The organism is Hymenobacter defluvii (assembly GCF_017589435.1).
In the GTDB taxonomy this organism is placed as follows: domain Bacteria; phylum Bacteroidota; class Bacteroidia; order Cytophagales; family Hymenobacteraceae; genus Hymenobacter; species Hymenobacter profundi.
Genome location: NZ_JAGETX010000006.1, coordinates 1 through 22,416, shown reverse-complemented (window position 1 = coordinate 22,416; position 22,416 = coordinate 1). Strand labels below are relative to the sequence as shown.

14 protein-coding genes are annotated in these 22,416 nt (G+C 55.8%); 6 read left to right on the top strand and 8 right to left on the bottom strand.

The features are described 5' to 3' along the window. Positions 1–209 precede the first annotated feature (209 nt). Complete coding sequence (locus J4D97_RS11945; protein ID WP_208307776.1) at positions 210–2,921, top strand: T9SS-dependent choice-of-anchor J family protein; 2,712 nt, start codon at positions 210–212, stop codon at positions 2,919–2,921. 366 nt (positions 2,922–3,287) lie between these two features. On the opposite strand, the gene ccsA is transcribed toward J4D97_RS11945, so the two are convergent. From ccsA to J4D97_RS11905, 8 genes are all read right to left on the bottom strand, one after another. Continuing rightward, complete coding sequence (ccsA, locus tag J4D97_RS11940; RefSeq protein ID WP_208307775.1) at positions 3,288–5,885, bottom strand: cytochrome c biogenesis protein CcsA; 2,598 nt, start codon at positions 5,883–5,885, stop codon at positions 3,288–3,290. Between the two features lie 46 nt (positions 5,886–5,931). After that, positions 5,932–6,858, bottom strand: a complete 927-nt coding sequence (locus tag J4D97_RS11935; RefSeq protein WP_208307774.1) for a hypothetical protein — start codon at positions 6,856–6,858, stop codon at positions 5,932–5,934. Between the two features lie 92 nt (positions 6,859–6,950). Beyond that, positions 6,951–7,376, bottom strand: a complete 426-nt coding sequence (locus J4D97_RS11930; protein WP_208307773.1) for a cytochrome c maturation protein CcmE — start codon at positions 7,374–7,376, stop codon at positions 6,951–6,953. Between the two features lie 174 nt (positions 7,377–7,550). Next, positions 7,551–7,820: a CcmD family protein gene (locus J4D97_RS11925; RefSeq protein WP_347879341.1), complete on the bottom strand. Its 270-nt coding sequence runs from the start codon at positions 7,818–7,820 to the stop codon at positions 7,551–7,553. Continuing rightward, a complete protein-coding gene (locus J4D97_RS11920; protein ID WP_208307772.1) occupies positions 7,801–8,472 on the bottom strand; it encodes a cytochrome c biogenesis protein in 672 nt (223 codons plus the stop codon). Before J4D97_RS11920 ends, J4D97_RS11925 begins: the two co-directional genes overlap by 20 nt. Positions 8,473–8,581: 109 nt before the next feature. Beyond that, complete coding sequence (locus J4D97_RS11915) at positions 8,582–9,253, bottom strand: heme exporter protein CcmB (RefSeq protein ID WP_243900279.1); 672 nt, start codon at positions 9,251–9,253, stop codon at positions 8,582–8,584. Positions 9,254–9,419: 166 nt separating this feature from the next. Beyond that, positions 9,420–12,815, bottom strand: a complete 3,396-nt coding sequence (locus J4D97_RS11910; RefSeq protein WP_208307771.1) for a PD40 domain-containing protein — start codon at positions 12,813–12,815, stop codon at positions 9,420–9,422. Between the two features lie 21 nt (positions 12,816–12,836). Then, positions 12,837–13,937 (bottom strand): NAD(P)/FAD-dependent oxidoreductase, encoded by a 1,101-nt coding sequence (locus tag J4D97_RS11905; protein ID WP_208307770.1) that lies wholly within the window; start codon positions 13,935–13,937, stop codon positions 12,837–12,839. Between the two features lie 144 nt (positions 13,938–14,081). Here J4D97_RS11905 and J4D97_RS11900 point away from each other — a divergent pair, with 144 nt between their 5' ends. The 5 genes from J4D97_RS11900 to J4D97_RS11880 all read left to right on the top strand — a co-directional run bounded on the left by J4D97_RS11900 (position 14,082) and on the right by J4D97_RS11880 (position 22,185). Continuing rightward, the gene (locus tag J4D97_RS11900) at positions 14,082–14,720 is read left to right on the top strand and encodes an MBL fold metallo-hydrolase (protein WP_208307769.1); all 639 of its coding nucleotides are present in this window, start codon (positions 14,082–14,084) and stop codon (positions 14,718–14,720) included. Positions 14,721–14,852: 132 nt separating this feature from the next. After that, entirely contained in the window at positions 14,853–15,542 is a 690-nt protein-coding gene (locus J4D97_RS11895; RefSeq protein WP_208307768.1) for a CDP-alcohol phosphatidyltransferase family protein, read from the top strand. Between the two features lie 152 nt (positions 15,543–15,694). Further along, entirely contained in the window at positions 15,695–19,651 is a 3,957-nt protein-coding gene (porU, locus tag J4D97_RS11890) for a type IX secretion system sortase PorU (RefSeq protein WP_208307767.1), read from the top strand. A gap of 53 nt (positions 19,652–19,704) precedes the next feature. Further along, positions 19,705–20,892: a type IX secretion system outer membrane channel protein PorV gene (gene porV / locus J4D97_RS11885; protein ID WP_208307766.1), complete on the top strand. Its 1,188-nt coding sequence runs from the start codon at positions 19,705–19,707 to the stop codon at positions 20,890–20,892. Positions 20,893–20,901: 9 nt separating this feature from the next. Continuing rightward, positions 20,902–22,185, top strand: coding sequence for a M16 family metallopeptidase (locus J4D97_RS11880; protein ID WP_208307765.1), 1,284 nt, complete (start codon positions 20,902–20,904; stop codon positions 22,183–22,185). Positions 22,186–22,416 lie beyond the last annotated feature (231 nt).

Here is a 22,416-nt window from a genome sequence, read left to right as displayed (position 1 = left end):
CAGTCTAGCTAGACTGCCCTTCTGCTTATGTGAGGTCAGTGTCCGTGTTACAAACAGAAACCAGAACGTTCTACTCGTCCTCAAAAAACGGCGCTTCGCTGTAGAACTTTACGCATAGCCGTAGTAGCCTTGTCAAAGAAATTCAGCATCTTGACAAAGCAATTTTTCCCTTGTTAACACCACTTCCTTTCACCTCTTATTCTGTTTCTATGGCGCAATCCTACCCTGAAGATAAAGTTAGATTACGCGGGCGGCACTGGGCACTAGCGGCTCTGTTGGCGCTGGGCACTACCGGCCTGCACGCACAAAACCTCAATTATCGAACATACGGTACGCAAACTGGCGTAACTGCCTACACTGATCTAGCTGATACCGGAACAGTAATTTCTACCCCTGATAAAGACGATTCCAACTCAGCAGCACAGGAAATAGGCTTCACGTTTCGCTATAACAACCAGGATTTCACGCAGTTTATCCTGAATACGAATGGCTACCTGAAACTGGGTGGCACGGCGCCCTCTCCCGCACTGTATTACGAAGCGGCGCAGACCTTCGCCCAAGGCGGTCCTTTTAAAAGCACGAACGCTGCCGATGTGAATTTGCTGATACCTTTCGCCGCTGATTTGCTGGGTCCTGATGCAGCTGAGTATCGGGTAGCCACCACCGGCACCGCGCCAAACCGCGTGTGTACCATTCAGTGGAAAAACGTGCAGGACAAGCCTCGCCAAACTACAACCACAGGAACAGGCGCTACGACCACCGTTGCGGAGCAATACACTGGATTTTCGTTTCAGGTGAAGCTGTACGAAATCAACAACGTTATTGACTTCGTGTACAATACGCCGACGGCTGGTGCTGGTGCTGCCGCACCTAAGGTGGCAGTAGTAGGTTTGAAAGGCTCGGGCAACGGATTTGAGCAAATTCTCAGCGTAGCGAAAAATACAAATGTCGCTTGGTCAGGACCCACCTTTGCGCAGGGTGACTACGGCGGTATTCCGTTCGTCTTTGCTAAAACCACATTGCCCGATGCTGGCCGTACGTACCGCTTTCGGCCCGCCGCCGCCACCGATGCCAGCGTAGCAGCCATCTACACGCTGGGCAAGCTACCTATTTCGGGTGTGGGTCCGCAGACCATCCAGGGCGCCGTCCGCAATGAGGGCTATACTACCCTTACCAATGTGCCGGTGACCCTAACGGTAGCGGGCGCCAACTCTTTCACAAGCAGCAAAACGGTTGCCTCCATTGCACCCGGCGCCACCGCTACCGTTGCATTCGATAGCTTTACGCCTACCGCCACCGGCGACAATACCGTAACCGTAACTGCTACCGCCGCGGGCGACGTGACCACAGCGAATAACACCACTACAGTAGCCCAGCAAGTTACGGCAGATACCTACTCCCACGCTACCCCTGGCGTACTGAATACGAGCAGCTACGGCGGCACTACTGCTGTGGCGTATCTGTCGCGCTTTCAGGCCACTGATACGCGTAGTGTGCAAAGCGTGAATGTATACACCAACAATGCAGCCTCTGTGGGCCGCACGGTATACGCAGTGGTAGTAAATGCCCAGGGCGCTATCATTGCCCGCTCTCCCGATTATCAATTGCAAACGGCTGATATGGGCCGGTACAACACTTACACGCTCAGTACGCCCGCTATTGTCTATGGCACCGACTTTTTTGTAGGACTTGCTTTAACGCCAAACGCTACCTCCTACTTCCCGGTTGGCACTCAAGCAGAAAACCCTACTCGTCGCTTAAGCACTTATAGCCTAGCAATAGGTGCCGGCACTGCCCCAGCGGATTTATCGACCAGCAATGCGGGCAAGCTCATGATTGAGGCTGTAACGGCTCCCGTAACCTGCCTACCACCTACCAACCTACTCGTTTCGGCTACCACCTCCACCGGTGCTACGCTGAGCTTTACGGCTCCGGCTGGCACCGCGCCGGCTGGTTATAGCCTTGTATACGGTCCTGCGGGATTCGATCCGGCTACGGCAGGCACGCCCGTAACAGGTACGACTTCGCCGCTTGCCCTCACAGGCCTAGCGCCGGCTACCACGTACCAGGCGTATGTGCGCAGCACGTGCAGTAGCACCAGCGCCAGCCTATTTTCGGCGCCGGTGACCTTTACTACGCTGTGTACGCCTCCCGCGCCGCTAGCTACGTTCCCGTACAATGAGAACTTTGATGGTGTAACAGCCCCAGCCCTACCCTGCGGCTTTACGGTACTCGACGCTAACACCGATGGCTTCACCTGGACCACTAGCACCGCCGCCGCCCGCAGTGGAGCCAACGCGCTGACGTACAACTTCAACAACCAAAGCCTGACCACCGCTGCCGACGACTGGGTGTTTACGCCGGCTCTCACGCTCCAGGCCGCGCAGCAATATCTGTTGTCGTTCTACTACCGTGTGGGCAATACAGCCACGCCCGAGCGCCTGGAAATTAAAGTAGGTACTGCGCCTACCGTGGCTGGCATGACGACTACCATTTTCACTGGTAACAACCTCACGGCCAATACCTTCACGCAGGGCACAGCCCAGCCCATCCGGGTAACGACTGACGGCACGTACTACGTGGGCATGCACGTAACCAGCGCCGCTAACTCCTTCCGCCTGTCGATTGATGACGTGACGCTGACGGCTGGCCCGTTGGCAGTCAACCAAGCACTGTCGCAGGCCGTGGCGGCCTACCCTAACCCTACCAGTGGCCTGTTGCACATAGACTTGCGCAGCAGCAAGGCGCACCAGGCACAGGCCACTGTTATCAATTCTTTGGGTCAGTCAGTCCTGACCCGCACGCTCTCCACTAAGCAACCTGATGAGTTAGATATGGCTACGTTGGCAGCGGGCATCTATACACTAAAGATTGATCTTGATGGCGAAACCGCTGTGAAGCGCATTAGTGTACAGAAGTAACCTGCTTTTCGCTTACAATAAAAAGGGCAGCCAAATGGTTGCCCTTTTTATTGTGGAGTACCTCAAAAAGCGGAGCAGCCGCGTAGCGATTTTTTGGGTCTGCAAATGAGTTGATGATTATTACTGATCAGCGCTGTGTAGTGGTATAAAGACTCTACCCATTTTCGCACCGCTATGCGGCGCTTCGTGCGGGCAACGCTATTTTTCTACAAACCTTCCGCCACTACGCAGCTACTTCGCAGCTTGGATTACAGAAATAGCTTCCGTGTATTTTCAGGTCAACATAGGGGAAGTGCTGCCACCTGACGCAAAAAAGCCGGACTACCATTAAGGTAGACCGGCTTTTCAGTTCTGGCAAAGCGTGCGTTAAGCCACTTGGCGCGGACGCTGTACGGGCCGTGCCCGTAGTGGGGTGGCCTCGTCGTTGGTCGCGGGTAGGGCGGCGCTGGTGTCGCGGCGGCGCTTCACGAAGGCCATGCCGAAGCCTACTGCCATTAGCAGCGTACCGCTCCAGAGCAGGTTGATGAAAGGCTTCTCCATCGCTTTCAGAATGATGTAGTCCTTCTGAGCCGTGCTTACACCGAAGGTGAATTTGCCGGCCGTGGGGTCTACGTTCAGGAACGTCAGGCGCAGGCCCAGGTCTTCCGATTGGTCGGGCACGCGGCCTACCATGCGGTTGCGCACCACAAACATGGGGTGGATGTGATACTGGCGCTTCTCACCGTACACAATGAAGTCGCCCTGAATGGCCAAGTCGCCTTCCTTCAGATTTAGACCAGCCGTTTGGTGCGCGGGCTCTACGGCGCGCAGCACCGCAAAGTAATCGTTGAGGTAGATGGTGTCGCCCACGCTCAGAACGTGCTCCGTTACCTCACTCCAATCGGGGCCGGTGGTAGGCGGGGTAGCACTCACGTGCGAATAGATATCGTGGTCCCAGAACTTCTTGATATCAGGCGAAGCCAGCAGGCCGCCCATTTCTTCGTTAGCCTGGGCACGCGGGAACAGCTCGAAGGTTTTGCCGCTTTTCTTCTCCTTGTACTCGACGCGGTAGTAGGTATTCTCGGGCAGGATTTCGAGCGTATCGCCAGCCTTGTAATACGTTTTACCGCCGCGCTTCACATCGCCGCGGGCAACGGCTTTGTACTCGTCGTCGGTGCGGAATAGCAGCTCTTTGTTGACGTAGCCAGGCACGCCGGGCACATCAAGATACTGACCGGTGTAGCTCACGTCGTACGGTCCCATAGGCGCCGCCTCGTTGCGCCACAGCAGCACGTTATCACGATTCAGCTCCTCGTTGAACTCCTTAGAATACACTAGGCCCGATACGTTGCCGGAAATGATGTTGGAGTAGCCGGCCGAAGCCAGAATACCCAGCAGCATCAGCGCCACGCCAATATGCGCCACGCCGCCGCCCGATAGGCTCACTTTGCGCCGCAGCAATGTAAGCACCATGCTTAGGTTGGCCAGCACGCCAAATAGGGCCGCAGTTAGCAGCACGATATACACTGGCTTCATTTCCAGCTTGTTGTAGCGCACCAGCAAAATCACTAGGGCAGCGCCCAGCAACGTGAGGATGCCCGGCACCGTGAGCGAGTTGGTGAGGCTTTCCTTATTGTTTTTCTGCCACCACATCACCTGCGCCAGCCCCGATAGGAAGACTACGCCTACCCCCATCCACAGCTGAATTTTGGTGTAGTGCCCGATCTGGTCGGCGGGTAGGGCTAGGTTGGATTTGATGCCGATGAAGCCTAGGAAGGCGTTGTACACCGGAATGCTGGTAGTAACCAGCACCTGAAACGCGCCCAGGCATAGCACCGTAGCACCCACAAATACCCATAGCTCCGGATTGTAGGTAGTCAGCTCTTTCTCCGAAACCGGAATAGAGCGCCAGCGCGCCACCAGCAGCGCTACAGACAACACCGCGAAAACACCCAGGTAAATCAACAACTGGCCCGACAGGCCCAGGTCCGTAAAGGAGTGCACTGAGGCGTTGCCCAATACACCACTACGCGTAAGGAAGGTAGCGTACAGCACCAGCACAAACGTAGCAATGACGAGCACAAATGACGTGCGCAGGCCAGTTTTGCCGCGCTTCCACAGGATGAGGCCGTGCAACGAAGCCACCAGCACCAACCACGGGATGTACACGGCATTTTCTACCGGGTCCCAGTTCCAATAGCCGCCAAAGTTTAGGGTTTCGTAGGCCCAATAGGCACCCATCATCACCCCTACCCCTAGCACCAGGCCACCTACCAGCGTCCAGCGGATGGCGGGCTGTACCCAGGCAGTCAGTTCGCGCTTCCAAAGGCCGGCCATGGCGTAGGCAAACGGTACTAGCGTGAGAGCAAAGCCCAGGAACAGCGTGGGCGGGTGAATCACCATCCAGTAGTTCTGGAGTAGGGCATTCAGGCCGGTGCCGTCTTTGGGAATGAAGTTGGGGTCGGTTTTGAAAACCGGAATATCCAGGAAGTCGCGCAGCAGAATAAACGGCGAAGAGCCAATCTTGACGTCGCCAATCACTACCCCCAGGATCATGGAAACCAGGAAAAGCTGCACGCCCGCAAACACGGCCATTACCGGCGCTTCCCACTTCTTACTGTATCGGATAATAATGAAGCCCAGCACTACCTGCCAGAAAATCCAGAGCAGGAACGAGCCCTCCTGTCCCTCCCAGAAACAGGAAATCATGTAGTATACCGGCAGGTGGTTGCTGCTGTGGCTCCAGGCGTAATAGTACTCGTAGTGGTGGCCGTGTATGATGGCGAATAAGCTGGCAATAACTGCCAGCACAGCCGCCCCGTGCACGAAGAATGCACCACGAGCCAACCGCTGCCAGCCCAAATCGGGAGTGCCCAGCGGCTGGGCTTTGGCCGCCATATAGTAGGAATAGGCCGCTACGCAGGCTGCCGCAAACGCTACAATGACACTTGCGTGTCCCAGGTCACCGATGAACGTGTTTAGCATAAACTGTTTGTTGAAAAGACTGGCTGCGTAGTGCTCGAAAGGTGCTCTACTTTCTTTTTTCAGTGGTAGACAAATGCTTCAGGCGGGCCTGATGCTGTCGTCGTTGCCACTGCATCATGGTTCGGGAGTCTCGCTGCCGGGTGGCAGCTTGCTTCTTGGCGGCAGAGGGCATTCGCTGCACGTAGGCCACCCACTGTTGCTGCAACAGCAGCGGCGGCGCGTTGTTGGGCGCTTGGGCTACTATTTGGTAGAGGTAGCGACCGGGGGCCGCGAGCGTATCGGTGTAGGAGTAGCTTTGGTCGCTGCCACCGTAGGTGGTGCGGCCCACCTCCAGCGCCGCCAACGGCTGGCTGCGAAATTCCGCTGTCTCGCGGCGCACCACCTGAAACCGGGTGGTGCTACCCAAGGAGTCGGGTAGGGTCCAGTACAGTTGTACTACCCTAGCATCGGTGGGCACTACGCTGCTCAATGAGGGCTCGGCGGCGGCAGGGCGGCCTTGTGGCTGCTGACTGACGACCAAAGCAAACTGGCAAAAGTCTTTCAAGTAGCCATCCACATCCAGCAGGTAGGGCTGCCCGGCTTGCAGGCTATCCAACATCACAAATACATCGTCCTGGCTACCCAACGAGGTACAAGATAGTACCCGGTAGGTAGCAGGCTGGCAAGGAGTACCCGTAAGCACCACCAGCTGCACACCACGAGTGTCGCGGCACTTTTGCCCACCGATATTCACGTAGTAACGTCCTGAAACCGATGGCGTGAACTCAAACCACTGGTCGTTGTGGTATTCGATGCACTTGCCCGTTAGCTTTTCGTCAACGCAGGCCCACTGCACGGTGCAGCCCGTTGTGGTAGACGTTACTTGCTCGTTCAGGCGCAGCACGCGGCGCTTCTCAATATCATCGTTGGGTACCTGCGCTGTGGCAGTTAAAAATTGAGCGTTGACAATTAAAAAGCAGTAAAAAGAAGCCATACTTATGCGCGGCCAGAAGCGAAGTTTCGCTTCCACTATCCCGCGCATTATCTCTGGCTCACTCCGCATTTCAACTGTTTAATTCTCAACTTTTAATTAACCGACGCCGTGGCGCCCTTAACATCTTTCTCCACGTATTTAGAGGGGCACTTCAGCAGAATCTTATCGGCCACGAATACATCGTTACGCATGGCGCCGGTAATCACTACCTGCTCCGACTTATCAAAATCCTGGGGCTTGGGATTGAAATACACCACGCGTTGAGCGATGCGGTTGGTATCCACCAGGGTGAAAGCAAAATAGTTGGGGTCGAGGGTAGGGTTGTACTCCAGGCCCATAATCTGCTGGCCACTGCGCGGCAGGCGGCCTACCACGTGCACTTTGGTGTTCTTGCCCTCGGCGGCCAACTCGCGGGCCTCTTTAAACGAAACGTATTGGCTGACATCGGCCGAAGTAGTCATCAGAATACCAATGGCGGCGGCGATAACGACCAGAATGAGAATATGCGATTTCTTCATGGGTGCAAAAAAGCGGAAGACGCGGCGCTGCCGAAAAGCGACAGCAACTTAGAACAAGAAAGCCGGGTAGAAAAGTCCCCTACCCGTAAAAAGCGTGAGACTAAATCTGTTGCCCGCGGCAAAAGTACGCACGCAATCGGCAACTATTGTTGAAGAGTGCTCGTAAGGGCGCGCCTAGTCGCGCACTTCCTTCTCCAAACGGCTAATTTTGCGGTCCAGCGAAATCAAAAAAAACAGCAGCCCGGCCAATACTACGGCAATAACGGCCACCACCACGTAGATTTTGCCACTCTGGCGCAGGGCGTCAGCCATTTCGGGCTGATCAGCAGTTTGGGCGGCAGCACGTAGTACCGGCAGTAGCAATGCTATGAAGAGAGTTACTATCCGCATCACCCTACCCTTCTTCATCAACTCAAAACCCTTGTTACGCAAGCTGTTTGTCATATACTTTTTGTTTGAGAAAGGCCACGCGGCTAGCTAGTTGCGCCAGCCAAAATCCTAATAGCGTCCAGCCAATCACGGCGGGGTAGAATACCATGCGCATGTTGCTATCCAGGTCGTACTTGGCAAAGGCCGGGTTGCCGCCCGCGCCGGGGTGCAACGAGGCCGTCAGGCGCGGCAGGATGAAGAACAGCGGCATGGCCGCCGCAAAGGCGAATATGTTGTAGATAGCCGAAACACGGGCGCGTTGCTGCTCATCCTGGAAAGACGAGCGTAGCACCAAGTAGGCACCGTAAATAAGCATGGCAATGGCCGCGCCGTTGAGCTTGGGGTCGTTGGTCCACCATGCACCCCATGTATATTTAGCCCAGATGCTACCCGTAGCCAGCCCCACAAAACCCATGTAAATGCCGGTTTTAGCGGCTTCGTGCGAGAGAATATCCAGCTGGGGGGTAGGAGCGCGCAGGTAGCGCACCGAGTAATAGACCGAAGCCGTGAGCACCGCCGTCATGCCAAACCACATGGGCACGTGGAAGTAGAGGTTCCGAATGCTCTCGTTGAGAATTGCCAGCCGGGGCACCGGCATCAGCAGGCCCGCCACCGCCACGTATAGCAGCAGCACCACGGCCAGACCTTTCCACCAATTGTTTTTCATAAGCTACTTGCTGCTACACCCGAAGGCCACAGTCTTTGGTGAACGAAGAGAAACAGTATACAAATTCCGGACGGGCAACATTAATTCTGCATGAAAAGCTGAGCACAGATCAGGAGCGCCACAGGAACGGAAAAAGCAGGTAAGAAACCGCTCCTACAATCATATTTAGTGCTACCAGCGTGAGCAAAGAGCTGCGGCTGGCATCGAACTCCAGCCCATCCAGGGCATTTTTAGAAACTTTGATGAGCAGTAGCAGCATCGGAATCATTAAGGGAAAGCCCAGAATGGCCATGAGCGTGTGGCTGTTGGTGGCCTTAGCCGCAATGCCCGATACCAGCGTGAGTGTGGAGGCAAATCCAATGGCCCCTAGCGCCATATTCAACAAAAACAGCGGCACATCCTGCACCGGGTTGCCTAGCACCAACGCATAGAGCGCAAACCCCACCCCACCGAGCCCCAACAGGAGCAGCACGTTGTAACCGATTTTAGCCAGAATTACGGCCTGCGGGCGCACCAGCGCATAATAGTAAAGTTGTCGGCCGCGGCTTTCCTGCAAGAATCCTTTGGCTACGGCATTCACGGCCGTGAACAGCAGGATAATCCAGAACAACGCATTCCAGGCGGGAGCGGGCAGTTCCCCTCCCCGCAAGGCAAAGCTGATGTAGCACACGAATACCGTGCTGCCCACGTACAGCAACATGCCGCTGAGGGTAGCACGCTGCCGCCATTCCAGACGAAAGTCTTTCTGCATCAGATAGCCAATCTCACGAACGAGCTGCATGGGAAGCGGGGTAGAAAACGGACCGCAAAGATACAGCACGCGAACTTAGGGTAGGCAGGTCCATCGTCATCAAAGATGCTAGTTGCTTCTGACCTGCCCTAAAAACAACAGCCGCCACGATACGTCGCGGCGGCTGTTCCATCAAATTATTGCTTATGCCAGGGTTTTAGAAATCATACCCCAGCGTGAAGTAGAATTTCGGTCCCGAACGGTTGTAGTCCTCCTGCCCCCAGGCCACATCGGCTTTGCCGTAGAAACCCAGGATGGTGGTGCGAATACCGCCGCCGTAGCCAATCAGCAGCGGATTGCCGAAGGTGGTAACCGTACCGGAAAAGGCATTACCGTTTCCGCCGAAGGGCTGCGTATTATAGGAGTTGTTGGTATTGAAAGGATTGACGCCAGAATAAGCTGAGCCTCCATCTACAAAACCCGTTAGTTGCAGATTGCGGAAGAAGCCAGAGTAAATGGGCTTGTTGGAGAGGTACTGAATGATGGGTACACGCAGTTCGGTGTTGAACAGAATGTATTTTGGACCGTTGCGCTTGCTGTAGTTGAAGCCCCGTAGGTTCGTCACGAACTGCTGGTAGAACAGCTGGGTAGGGTCGTAGTTGGCGCTTGGATTACCATCGGGTTGCAGACGGGGATTATCGTAACGATTGTTTAGCCAGTTATCCATACCACCCAGACGGTATGCCGACTGCGCCGGGCCAAAGAACTGCCCGTGGCTCACACGGGTAGCCCAGACAATCGACCGGTGAATTTTCTGGTAGTGGCGCAAATCCACGTACAAATTACTCAGGTTCATGTCGTTATTATCCATGCTGGTCAGCTTCTGGTAGCCCACCTTCATGCGCGTGCCTTGCAGCATGTTCACGCCCGTAGCAATAGCATTGTCGAAGATCAGTTCCCCGTTGAAGCCCAGATAATTTCGGTTGATATCCGCCGCACCGAGCAAGTCATTCAACACTAATCGACTGACGTTCACGTAACTTGGACCACCTCGCACGCTCAAATTGTGCGTGAGGGGATAGGCAATGCTCGGCGCAATCTCGTGCCGACCATAGCGCGTTAGATAACCCGACTGATTTGGCACGCTCAGGAAATACGCCTGCTTCTGGTACCGAATGCTCCAGTCGTAGCGGTGCGTCAGGTTGGTGTACTCCGCATACATGTTACTGGTTTTCAAATCAGTAAGCGCGAAGATACTGGCCCGTATCCGGTGGTTCTCGAACAGATCCGACATATTGGCCTGCCCAATCAAGCCAAAGCCCAGTAGCGGGTCCACGTACAGCGACGACACCACGTTGTCGATGCTGAAACGGTTGTCGTAGCGGTAGGGGCCGTTGATAGCCAATGCATTGGCTGGTGGCGGGGTTGGGGCGGCCGTCAGGGCTTTGGTTGTAGCCGAGGGGGTGCGACGACGCTGTGCGGTATTGTTGCGAGCCGTCGACATCGGAATATCCTCGTCGAACTTATAATCACTCACGTTCACCTGCTGGGTGCGGCGCGGTGCCGTGGAGCTTGGCGTAGCAACCATCGGAGCCGTCGTCTGGGTTGTATCGGGCGTGGCGGCGGGGGGCGTTACGGCCAGCGTAGAGTCGGTAGTAGCCGGCGTGGGGGCCGGGGCGGGGCGGCGCACGGCAGACGGCGTTACCGGCCGGCGCACAGGGGCCGGCTTGGGGCGCGAGCGGTCTTCCAACGTTTCCTGGCGCGCCGTTCTGTAGAGCTTCACGCTCTCGGGCAGCGGGTAGTTGGGATAGAGAAACACCGCATCGCGGGCACGGTCGGTGGTAACGAAGCCCAACGCGTTGGTTGTGGCGTTGTAGTCGAAGCTGCGGATATCAACCGGAAAACTGGTTACGGCCGTGCGCTGCCGGGTAGCCAGATTCAGCCGATACACGCTCCGAATCCCGCTTTCTTCCCCTAGATACAAGACTTCAGAATCGGAAATAGCGCGGGGAGTGCCTTCGTTGGAGATGGTGCTGACCAATGACTCCATTGGCCGGGGCCGACCATCGAGGTGGTACAGAAACAGGTCGTAGTTATTGACTACAGAGCTAAAATCGCCCCGCGCCGTGCCCGTGTTATCGAGCCAACGGTTGGAGCTGAACACAATGCCCTCGCCATTGGGTAGGAAGGTAGGCTCCACATCATCGAACACGTCGTCGGTCAGCTTTTCGGGCCGCCGGCTACCAGCGCGCAGCAAGTACAGATCGTTCTGCCCATCGCGGGCGGCACTGAATACCAACGATTTGCCATCGGGCGAGTAGGCCAGGCTCATCACCTGCGTAAACTGCCGAAAAATGGACTCATCCTTCCGCCGGAAAGGTAAGGCATCGAGCAGGCGCTCCAAGGTGTTGGCGAAGCCACTACCACCGGCTTGCCGTAGGCGCAGGGTCATGTACCCTTTGTCCATCTCGGCCACGGCTACTTGGTTATTGCCGCGCCACGCCAGCACCGGCAGGCGCGTTTCCACTTGTTGATCGGGCGTGCGGTAGCCGTTGCGGTGAATCACGTCGCGGTGCGAGCCGTCGCGGTTCACCACTATCACGCGGTAACGCCCGCCCTCGTTGGCCACATAAGCCAAGCGTTGGCCGTTGGGACTGAGCACTGGCTGCGAGTAAATTACCGACTTGCGGTTGTTGCGCGAGGTTAGCTGCGCCTGCTCATTCAGAGGCACAAAAGCCGTTTGAGGCTGGGCATTCAGCTGGCGATAATATTGCAGCCAGTCGCGCAGAAAAATCTTGTACGGCACGTTCAGCGACGAGCTGATGCCTACCTCCACATCGCGCGTAATACGCGTGAGGTTCAAAATGTTCTGAATAGTGGTGTAGCCGTAGCGCTCCGCGATGTAGTTCCAGATGCTTTGGCCGGCCAGTTGGGGGTTGCGCAGGAAGAATGGTGCCGTGCGCGTGCCCTCGTACTGCTGGGTCATGTCGCGCATGTAGTTGTCCATATCCACGCTCCACCCCTCGGCGGCGTAGGCCGAAGCCCCACCGATAAACCAGTCGGGCAGTTGCAGCAGGTAGGTGCTTTGCAGCACTTCTTTCAGCGAGCCGCCGTACATCATGTCGTTGAGCAGCACGCGGGTTACCTGGTAGCTCACATCACGTTTAAACTGCGTTTGCTGGCCCTGGTAGGCAATCTGCACCTTGGTCATGCGCAGCAGCGAGGTTTCGCCACCCATCTGGTACTTATCCTGATCCAACCCAATATTGCTCTGCCGCAGGTCGCCCACAGAGTTATAGAGCATGATGGTGGTTTTAGAATAGGGGTAGTAGCCGATGAGGGAGGTGATGCGCTGCAACTCCTTTTCGGCGTACTCGGCGGCGCGGCGGGCTGCAATTTCGCCCCCGGCATAATAATAGATGTTGAAGTTCTGGGTGCTCAACTGCATCCAGTCAAACTTCTTGTATTGCAGGCGCACCCGCCCAAACGGTTCCTGTGCGGTTTGCGCCACGGCAGCGGAGGGGGCCACCCAGAAAGAACCCGATAACAGCAGCACAGCAAGTCCCAGCAACCGGCCTACCCGGCGGGGTAACAGTAAGGAGTAGTGCTTCATATAGGAACCAGAAAGAAGAGTTCAGGAAGAAAAAGCAGCGGCCACCGGAGCGGCTTTATACAACGCGTGATATCGGGAAATATTGACCTCCGGCCACAGGTCGGAGGCACTATTTTCCAAGTAATTAGCCAGCTGGTCGGCCAGCCCCGGCGCCAGCAGTACGCCTTTGGAGCCGAAACCGTTAAATATACTTAAAATAGGCAGTTCGGGGTGCCGCCCCAGCAAGGGTTTTCGGTCGCGCACGGCGGGGCGTACGCCGGCTCGCTGGGCCGTGATGGTAAAGGGTAGGGTAGTCATGTCGGCGAGGCGCTGGCTTAGCTCAGCAGTGGCTTCCGGCGTGATGCCCTCCGCAAACGGCGGCCAGCGGTAGGTAGCTCCTACCCGGAAATGCCCCTCGCCCAGCGGCACCACGTAGGCTCCTTTGTTGAGTACCTGTTCTTCGGGTAGGCCGGGACACGCCACGTCCAGCACTTCGCCTTGGTTGGGCGTGAGCGGCAGCCAGTTGAAATACGGATTCTGAACGGCTCCTACCCCCTCGCAGCACACCACTTGCCGGGCCTGTACCTGGCCGGGTGCATAGGTAGCGCCGTCGGCATCAAACACCAGCTGCGACCATTCGAATACTTCCTGACGCAGCCAGCCCTGAGCCAGCGCTTCATGCGCCAGCGTAGCCAGCAGCTCGCGTAGCCGTACGTAGCCACCGTGCTGAATCTGGATACCCCCAAACTCCTGCCGTACGCCTGGCAGCGGCGGCAGGGAGCCGGTTACCTCCGTCACGTAGTGCCGCCAGGGTGCGTCGGCGCTGCGGGCCACCACCGTGTTCTGCTCCCCCACCGACGAAAACAGCTTTTGGACAGGCGTTTGAATGAAAAACGTTTCGCCGTATTGCTGCTCCATTGCCTGGTAAAAAGCGGTAGCAGCGGGTAGTAGTTCGTCTATTTTCCAGGCCAGTGCGAAACGCTTGCCGGCCACAGGATTAATCAATCCGGCCGCTACGTTGGAGGCCGAATTGGGGTGGCCAGGGTCGTAGACCAGCACCGTGTGGCCGCGCTGGCGCAGGGTGTGGGCCAGGGTAGCCCCCGCCAGGCCGTGCCCAATCAGCAGGTAGTCGTAGGTTGTCATGCAGGGGTAAAGTAACGCGAAATTGCTGGCGTTGGGTACGGGTGGTTGCCCACAACAAGCCGCGGCGGGCTTCGGTTCGCGTCAACTCTCGTAACTTACCTCCCCAATTTCATCCAGCGCGTGCTGGTTTCTTTTCTTTACTTTATGCTAGTTGCCGGCTTCACCTTTAATGCCTTTTCGGAGAATACCTATCTGCTCATTGATGAAGCCACCCGCCAGTGCGCCATCGTAGACCCCGGCTGCTACGACTGCGCCGAGCAGCAGGCGCTACGCGAGTACATTGAGGCCGAAAAACTACAGGTAGTACTGCTGCTGAACACCCACGCCCACATCGACCACGTGCTGGGCAATCAGTTCGTCATCGACACGTATAAAGTCCCCTACCTGCTGCACGAGGCCGATTTGCCCGTACTGCGCGCCGTGCCTACCTACGCGGCCAACTACGGCTTTCCGGCCTACTCACCCGCCGAGCCCACAGGCACGCTCACGCCCGACAAAGCAGTACGCATCGGCGAAACCGAGCTGGAAGTGCGCTTTGCGCCGGGCCACGCCCCCGGACACGTGGTGTTGTACCACGCGCCTACCCACACCGTCATCGGCGGCGACGTGCTGTTCCAGGGAAGCATTGGCCGCACCGATTTGCCTGGCGGCAACCACGCTACGCTCCTGCAAAGCATTCGCACGCAGTTACTTACCCTGCCCAACGAAACGGTGGTGTACCCCGGCCACGGCCCGGCTACTACCATTGGCGAGGAACGTCAGTCCAATCCGTTTCTGCAATAAAAGGCTTGTTTGAACGTCATTTCGAGCGCAGTGAGAAACCTCGCTTGATAGTACTTTCTATCTACCGTCAGCACGCGAGATTTCTCACTGCGTTCGAAATGACATTCAAACAAGCCCTTAAGACCCTCCTATATGAAAAGACATATTCCCAACGCGGTTACCTGTCTCAACCTGTTTTCCGGCTGCTTGGCCGTTAGTCAGATTTTTGCCGGGCGGTTGGACTTGGCGGCCTACTTCGTAGCCCTGGCGGCGGCGTTTGACTTTGCCGATGGTCTACTGGCCCGCGCCCTGCATGTGTCGTCGCCGATTGGCAAAGACCTGGACTCGCTGGCCGATATGGTATCGTTTGGGGTAGTGCCAGGCGCCATGCTGATGCAACTGCTGGTACGCGGCGGCACCGACCTACCCGACTGGCTGCCCTACCTGGGTTTTATCGTGACAGTGTTTTCGGCCCTGCGCCTAGCCAAGTTCAACAACGATACCCGCCAGAGCGACTCCTTTATTGGTCTGCCTACCCCCGCGTGCACGCTGGTGGTGGCCTCTCTCCCCCTCATCCTCCTCGACGACCGATTTAACCTAGCGCACCTGATTCTTAATCCGTGGGTGCTGCTGGTACTTACGGCTGTGCTGTCGGGCTTGCTGGTGGCCGAGCTGCCGCTGTTTGCGCTTAAGTTCAAGCACTTTGGGTGGTCGGGTAATGCGCTGCGGTTTGTATTTTTGGGTTTGGCGGTAGTATTGCTTTTTCTCTTACAAGCCGCCGCCGTACCGCTTGTCATTTTGCTATACGTTGTGCTGTCCGTAGCACGGCCAGCGCGAAGCTGAGCCTACTCTATAATACAGTGTAATATTCCTGCGGCGCGGCTGTTATCCTTATTGCCTGCATTGCCCACTGAACTGAGTAAGTGGCAGGTGTGTTTCACGTGCGCTTTTCTTCTACTGTTACCTACGCCGCTTTTTATTTGATTCGAACTTCTATGCGCTTCCCTACTTCGCTTTTGCTCGCGTGCCTGCTGGTATTGGTTGCCTTAGTGCCGAGCCAAGCGCAGACGGTTTTCTCGCAGCAACTTGCCTGGCAAGGCTACACTACGCTCACTAGCCACAACGGCCAGGAGCGCCGCGTGCCTACCTTTCGGGGCGCCACGTATGAGCCAGGGGCCCGAGCAGGGTTGTATACCCTGCGCATCAATGGCCGAGTGAGTGAAGGGCAGATGGAAAACGCGATGTATGAGGCTTTCGCCGCTACCGATGCGCGTGCTTTTGAAGGCGCCACGTTTCCCGCAGGCCCTACCCTCCGATTTGGTATGGCCAACCGCCAGCCCATCACTTATGTAGATTTGCCCGCTGTGCGCCGCAACGCCCAATCGGGCCAGGTAGAGAAGCTGATTTCGTTTGACTACCGCTATGTGCTCGGTGGAGCGGGTACTACTGCCAACCGACCATCGCGCACCCAGCGCAATCATACCTCAGCTTCTGTGCTTCGCCAAGGCACATGGTATAAAATTGGGGTCCCCGAAAGTGGTGTGTATAAGCTTGATAAAGCAGCACTGACTTCCTTAGGCATCAGCGTGCAAAGCACCGATCCACGCCGGATTCAGGTGTTTGGCAATGCGGCCGGCGGCATGTTGCCCCAACTCAATGGCGCCCCCCGCCCCGCCGACTTAGAAGAACTAGCACTCGGGTTCGTGGGCAATGCCGACGCAGTTTTTGACGACAACGAATACCTGACGTTTTACTCCCGCGGTCCGCACGTGTGGGAGCGAGACCCCACGGCCCCTACCCCGCGCTTTCGCCACGTGCAGCACCTGTATACCGACACAGCCTACTATTTCGTGACGGTAGGCACTGGTGCGGGACGGCGTCTCACCACGGCCACCACCGCGGCCGCGCCCACTGCCACCATCACGACCTTCGCCCACCGCGACTACTACGAGCACGATATTGTCAACATTCAGAAGTCGGGGCGGCAGTGGTTAGGCGAACCGTTGGAAGGAGGCACGTTGGAAGTTCCGTTTACAGTGCCAAACGCAGTGCTGGGCGCAGCAGTGCAGCTCACATCGTCGGTGGCCGCCTCTAGCCTTAGCGCAAGCACGGTACAGTTGGCCCTAAACGGACAGAACGCCGGTACACAATCCATTTTGGGTCGCTCGGCGTCCTCCTACCCCGAGCGCGCCAATACGGCCCTCACAACGTTGGCTATCACCCCAACCTCTTTGGCGGCTGATACGCGCGTGCGGTACACCTTCAGTAGCACTGATGGGAGTGCCCGCGCCTGGCTCGACTACGTAGAGCTGAACACCCAGCGCCAGCTGCGCTACGTGGGCAGTGGCCGTCAGCTCGATTTTCGTTCTTTCAGCAACATCGCGCCGCAGGCAGTTAGCCGTTTCACTGTTGACAATGTGGGTAGCGCCACGGTGTGGGAAGTGACGCATCCGGCGCGCCCCGTGGCCTACCCGCTCAGCAGCGGCAGCTTCGTAGCACCCACCGATTCGCTACGCGAGTTTGTGGCCTGGCAAGAGGCTGACCTATACACGCCGCGTCTGTTTGGCCGGGTAGGCAACCAAAACCTGCACGCCCTCAACCTCGACGGCAAAACGGATCTAGTGATTGTCACACACCCACTGTTTCTGAGCGAAGCCGAGCGCCTAGCTGCCCACCGCCGAACGCACGATGGCCTTACGGTGCAGGTGGTCACTACCTCGCAGATCTACAACGAATACAGTTCCGGCGGGCAGGACATTACCGCCATCCGCGACCTGATGAAGCAGGTCTACGACCGTACTGCCAGCGGCAAACAACTCTACTTGCTGCTATTTGGTGATGCCTCGTTTGATTATAAATCGGACCCGACCAATGACCTTAATAAGGTTCCTACCTGGTGGAAGTTGCGCTACTACCTTGAGCCTCGTACGCTGAATGTCACCAACCCCACGCCCGATCGGGCCAATCAGAATTACGTGCCGGTGTACGAGTCGCGCGAGTCGTTTGCCGTTGTGGCGCCTCGCAGCGGGCAGCAGGGTGTCACCTTCTCCACCGACGACTACTTTGGCTTGCTCGATGACAACGAGGGCGAACTAAACGAAAGCTACTCGGCCACAGATGAGCTGATGGACATTGGGGTAGGGCGCCTGCCGGTGCGGGTCTCTTCTGGTACGAACACGGCTGCTCTCACTGTCAACAAGCTGATTCGTTACGACGACCCAACCACCTACGGCAAGTGGCGCAATCGCCTCACCTTTGTGGCCGATGATGGCGACTATAACCTGCACACGCTTTACTCAGCCGAGCCACTGGCCAATGCACTGGTCGCCAACCAGCCGGCCTATAACGTGCACAAGGTCTACCTCGACATGTACCCGCAAATTGCGGCGTCGGCTGGGCAAAGCTCGCCGGCGTGCATGCAGGCCATTGATGAGTCGCTGGAACAGGGCACACTCATCATGAATTACAGCGGCCACGGCGGCCCCGAAGGCTGGGCCGATGAGCGGATTTTAACTCGCTCGTCTATTCAAGCGCTCCAAAACAGTCAGCGCCTCGCTTTCCTGCTCACCGCTACCTGCGACTTCAGTACCTACGACGACCCCGACCGCACCTCGGCTGGCGAAGAGATGCTAACCAATGTTGAAGGCGGCGCCGTGGGCCTGCTGACCACTACCCGCCTAGTGTTTTCCAACAACAACCAGGCCTTAGCTGAGTCCTTCTACGCGGCAGCTTTCACACCCATCAACGGCGTCCTACCCCGCATGGGCGACATTCTGGCTGAAACCAAAAATAACAGCGTCCGCTCGGTCTACAACCGCAATTTTTCTTTCCTGGGCGACCCGTCTGGCCGCCTCGCCTACCCCGAGCAGACCGTAACCCTACGCAGCATCAACGGCAATGCCTTCACTACCATCCCCACCGACACGCTTAAATCGCTGTCTCGGGTGCAATTAGTGGGCGATGTGCGCGTGGGCGGAGTCGTTAATGCTAGCTTCAACGGCACCACGCGCGTAACGGTGTTCGAGAAACCCGAAACCATCCGCACGCTCGGCAGCGAGCCTACCGATGGTCCGCAGCCTATTCAGGTACAGGAAAATATCTTATATGATGGACAGGCAACCGTGCGCAACGGACAATTTTCCCTACGCTTCGTGGTACCGAAGGATATCAACTACAATTACGGCTTGGGCAAAATCAGCTTTTACGCCGCCGATTCCGTGCGCCGCATAGATGCCCACGGTGCTACCCGCACGGTAGTAGGCGGCCTCGATGCCACAGCTGCCCTGGATACCATTCCGCCTACTATCCGGCTGTTTATGGACAATGAATCGTTTGTGTTTGGCGGCCTTACAGGCACTTCGCCTACCCTACTGGCGCACCTAACCGATTCCAGCGGTATCAACACGGCCGGTTCAGGCATCGGCCACGAAATCACGGCTACCCTCGATGGTGATGCCAGCAAGCTGGTTATCCTCAACGATTTTTACACGGCCGATGTCGACAAGTTTCAGTCCGGCAAGGTGCGTTATTTGTTCAAAGAACTAAGTACGGGTCCGCACTTGCTACGTCTCAAGGCCTGGGATACATTCAACAACTCCGGCGAAAAAGAAATTGAGTTTATTGCAGCCAGTACCGAGAAACTAGCCTTGCAACACGTCCTCAATTATCCCAATCCTTTTTCGCAGAATACCACCTTCCATTTCGACCACAACCGCACCGGCGATGAGCTAGACATTCAGGTACAGATTTTTACGGTATCGGGGAAGTTGGTGCGTACTTTGCGAACCACCGTGCTCGGTAGCGAGTCGCACTTGGCTGCGCTCTCCTGGGATGGTCGCGACGAATATAATGACCAACTTGCGCGCGGTGTATACGTGTACCGCGTGAGTGTACGTTCTATGCGCGACCGTGCCACCGCTTCAAAGTTTGAAAAGCTGGTTATCCTCAATTAAGCTCTTTTCCACTCTGTTTTCACTTCCTTACCGGCTCACTTCTCCTCTTCTGTATGTCATCTAAGTCTAAGACGCCCTTGCGCTTCTTTTTACTGTCGGGTTTGCTGGGCTTGGCAGGCACGGCTACTGCCCAGTTGAATCCCAATAAAACCATCACGACGGCAGTGCCGGTTCTTACCCTAAGCCCTGATTCACGTTCTGCGGCTCTAGGCGATGCCGGGGTAGCGCTCAGCCCCGATGCTAATGCGGCCTACTACAATGCTGGTAAGCTCGGTTTTGTGCCTTTCAACTACAGCGTTTCTCCGTCCTACTCTCCTTGGCTGCGTGGCATCACCGATGATATGGGCATTGCGCATCTCTCCGGTTACGCACGCCTTAATCCACGGGCAGCTATATCAGGCTCTCTGTCTTATTTCGATTTAGGCCAAGTACAGTTCCGGGACGCGAACAATGGCGATTTAGGTAACTACAACCCAAAGGAATATGCCGTTTCAGTTGCTTATGGTCAGAAGCTGAGCGACAACTTCGGTGTGGGTATTTCGGCACGCTTTATTCGTTCCAACCTTACTGGCGATGGTTTCGATGCCCGTCCTGCCAACGCAGCCGCCGTTGATTTGGGTGCCTACTACAACAAAGATCTAACGATTGGTGCAGGCCAGTATAACCTGGGCCTTGGTGGAGCTATTAGCAACATTGGCAACAAAATCACTTACACCAACGCCACACAGGCCGACTTTTTACCAACCAATTTAAAGCTTGGCGCGGCATTGACGCGTGAATTAGACGCGTATAATAAGATTACTTTCACAATTGACGCCAATAAACTACTTGTGCCATCGCCCTACTATATTCAGGGAGACACTATCGGTCAAGGAAAGCGCATCAACCAAATAAACGCTGACCGTCGTGCCAAAGGAGTAGTAGGTGGTATGCTCAGTTCCTTTACGGATGCTCCTGGTGGTCTCAAAGAAGAGCTACAGGAAGTTCGTTTATCTGCCGGTGTTGAGTATTGGTACAACGATTTACTGGCCGCACGGGTAGGCTATATGTACGAAAACGAAGAAAAAGGCAACCGGAAATATTTGAGCTTTGGCTTAGGCATTCGCTACCAGGTTTTCGGTGTTGATGGCGCTTATTTGGTGCCGAACAGCAACCAAAACCCCCTTGCTCAAACTATTCGCGTATCCTTACACTTTAACTTTAACAAGGCCGAGGAAGCTTTCGGCCCATCCAACAACTAACCCGCTTTCATGCTCGACCGTACCGTCGCTCCTCCCGTTCAGCCGCTGGCCAGTGTAACGCTGCCCGCGGCTGACGTGCTTTCGCTCCCCAATGGTGCCCGCCTGCACGTTCTGCGTAACAGCGCTCAACCTGTCGTACGCCTGCAAATTATTTTCCCGGCTGGTAAGTGGTATGAATCTGGTCCCAGCGTCTCGTTGCTAACGGCTCGTATGCTGCTAGAAGGTACGCGCACACGTACTGCCCGCCAAATAGCCGATACGGTGGCTTTTTACGGCGCTTCACTGGAGTGTGAGCAAGGTTTCGACCGCGCCACTCTCACGTTGTATTGCCTTACCCGCCACCTCGAGCAGTTACTACCGCTTGTACTAGATGTTGCAACGGAAGCGGCTTTCCCTGAGCCGGAATTCGACTTATTGAAAACACGCACTATTCAAAATGTGCGTATTGAACGTCAAAAGAACGGCTACCTTGCCAGTGAGCGTTTTTCGAGCAATCTATATGGATCCGCATATCCATACGGCGTCACGTTTGATGAGGAACTGTTCCAAAAGATTCCTGTAGAAGCGGTACAAACTTTTTACCAAACAGCTTACCGCATACCAGCCGCTGAGTTATTTGTTTGCGGTGATATAAGCAGTACTCAGCAACAACTGATTGCCGATTTGTTTGGCCAGGTTCAAGCGCAAGCAGATGCTCCTATTACAGTTGCTTCTCTGTCGCCTGTTTCTTCCCCCTTACAAGATCAAGTGGTAGTTGCTGATAGCCTACAGTCCTCTCTGCGCATTGGCCGCCTTTGGGTTCCTCCTACCCACCCAGACTATCATCCTCTACAGGTATTGGTCAAGGTGCTAGGTGGCTATTTTGGCTCTCGCCTAATGAAGAATATTCGGGAGGACAAAGGCTTCACGTATGGCATCCATGCCAGTGTCAGCCTTCGGGAACACGCCACAAGCCTCGTCATTGGCACTGACGTGAATGCAGCAAGTACAGAAGCGGCTATTAAAGAAATACGATATGAGCTAACTCAGCTTCAACAAGAGCTAATTCCTACAGAAGAACTACAAACCGTCAAGAACTACATGATTGGGAAGTTCGCGAATGAGCTAAGTACAGTTTTTGAGCAATGCGATAAATACAAATCATTAGTATTCCTCAATCTGCCAAACACATATTACGCAGATTTCTTGAACAACATAAATACTGTTAATGACGATCAACTTCGTGTGCTAGCCCAAAAGTATCTCTCTCCTGAAGAAATGATTGAGGTAATAGCTGGACCAGCTATGTATTAACTCTACCCATACAAGATGAAAGCCCGAAAATCACATGGATATCGGGCTTTCATCTTGTATGGGTAGAGTTAATACATAGCTTCCGTGCAGTCCCCGGCTTTTGCAGGAGGCGAGGTTATAAACGAGGGAGGCCCCGGCCGCATCCCCGCTAGTAGTGGGGACGCAGGGCCGGGGCCTCGCTGCTGATAAGTTGGCGGCGACCTACTCTCCCGCCGGTGAAGGCAGTACCAT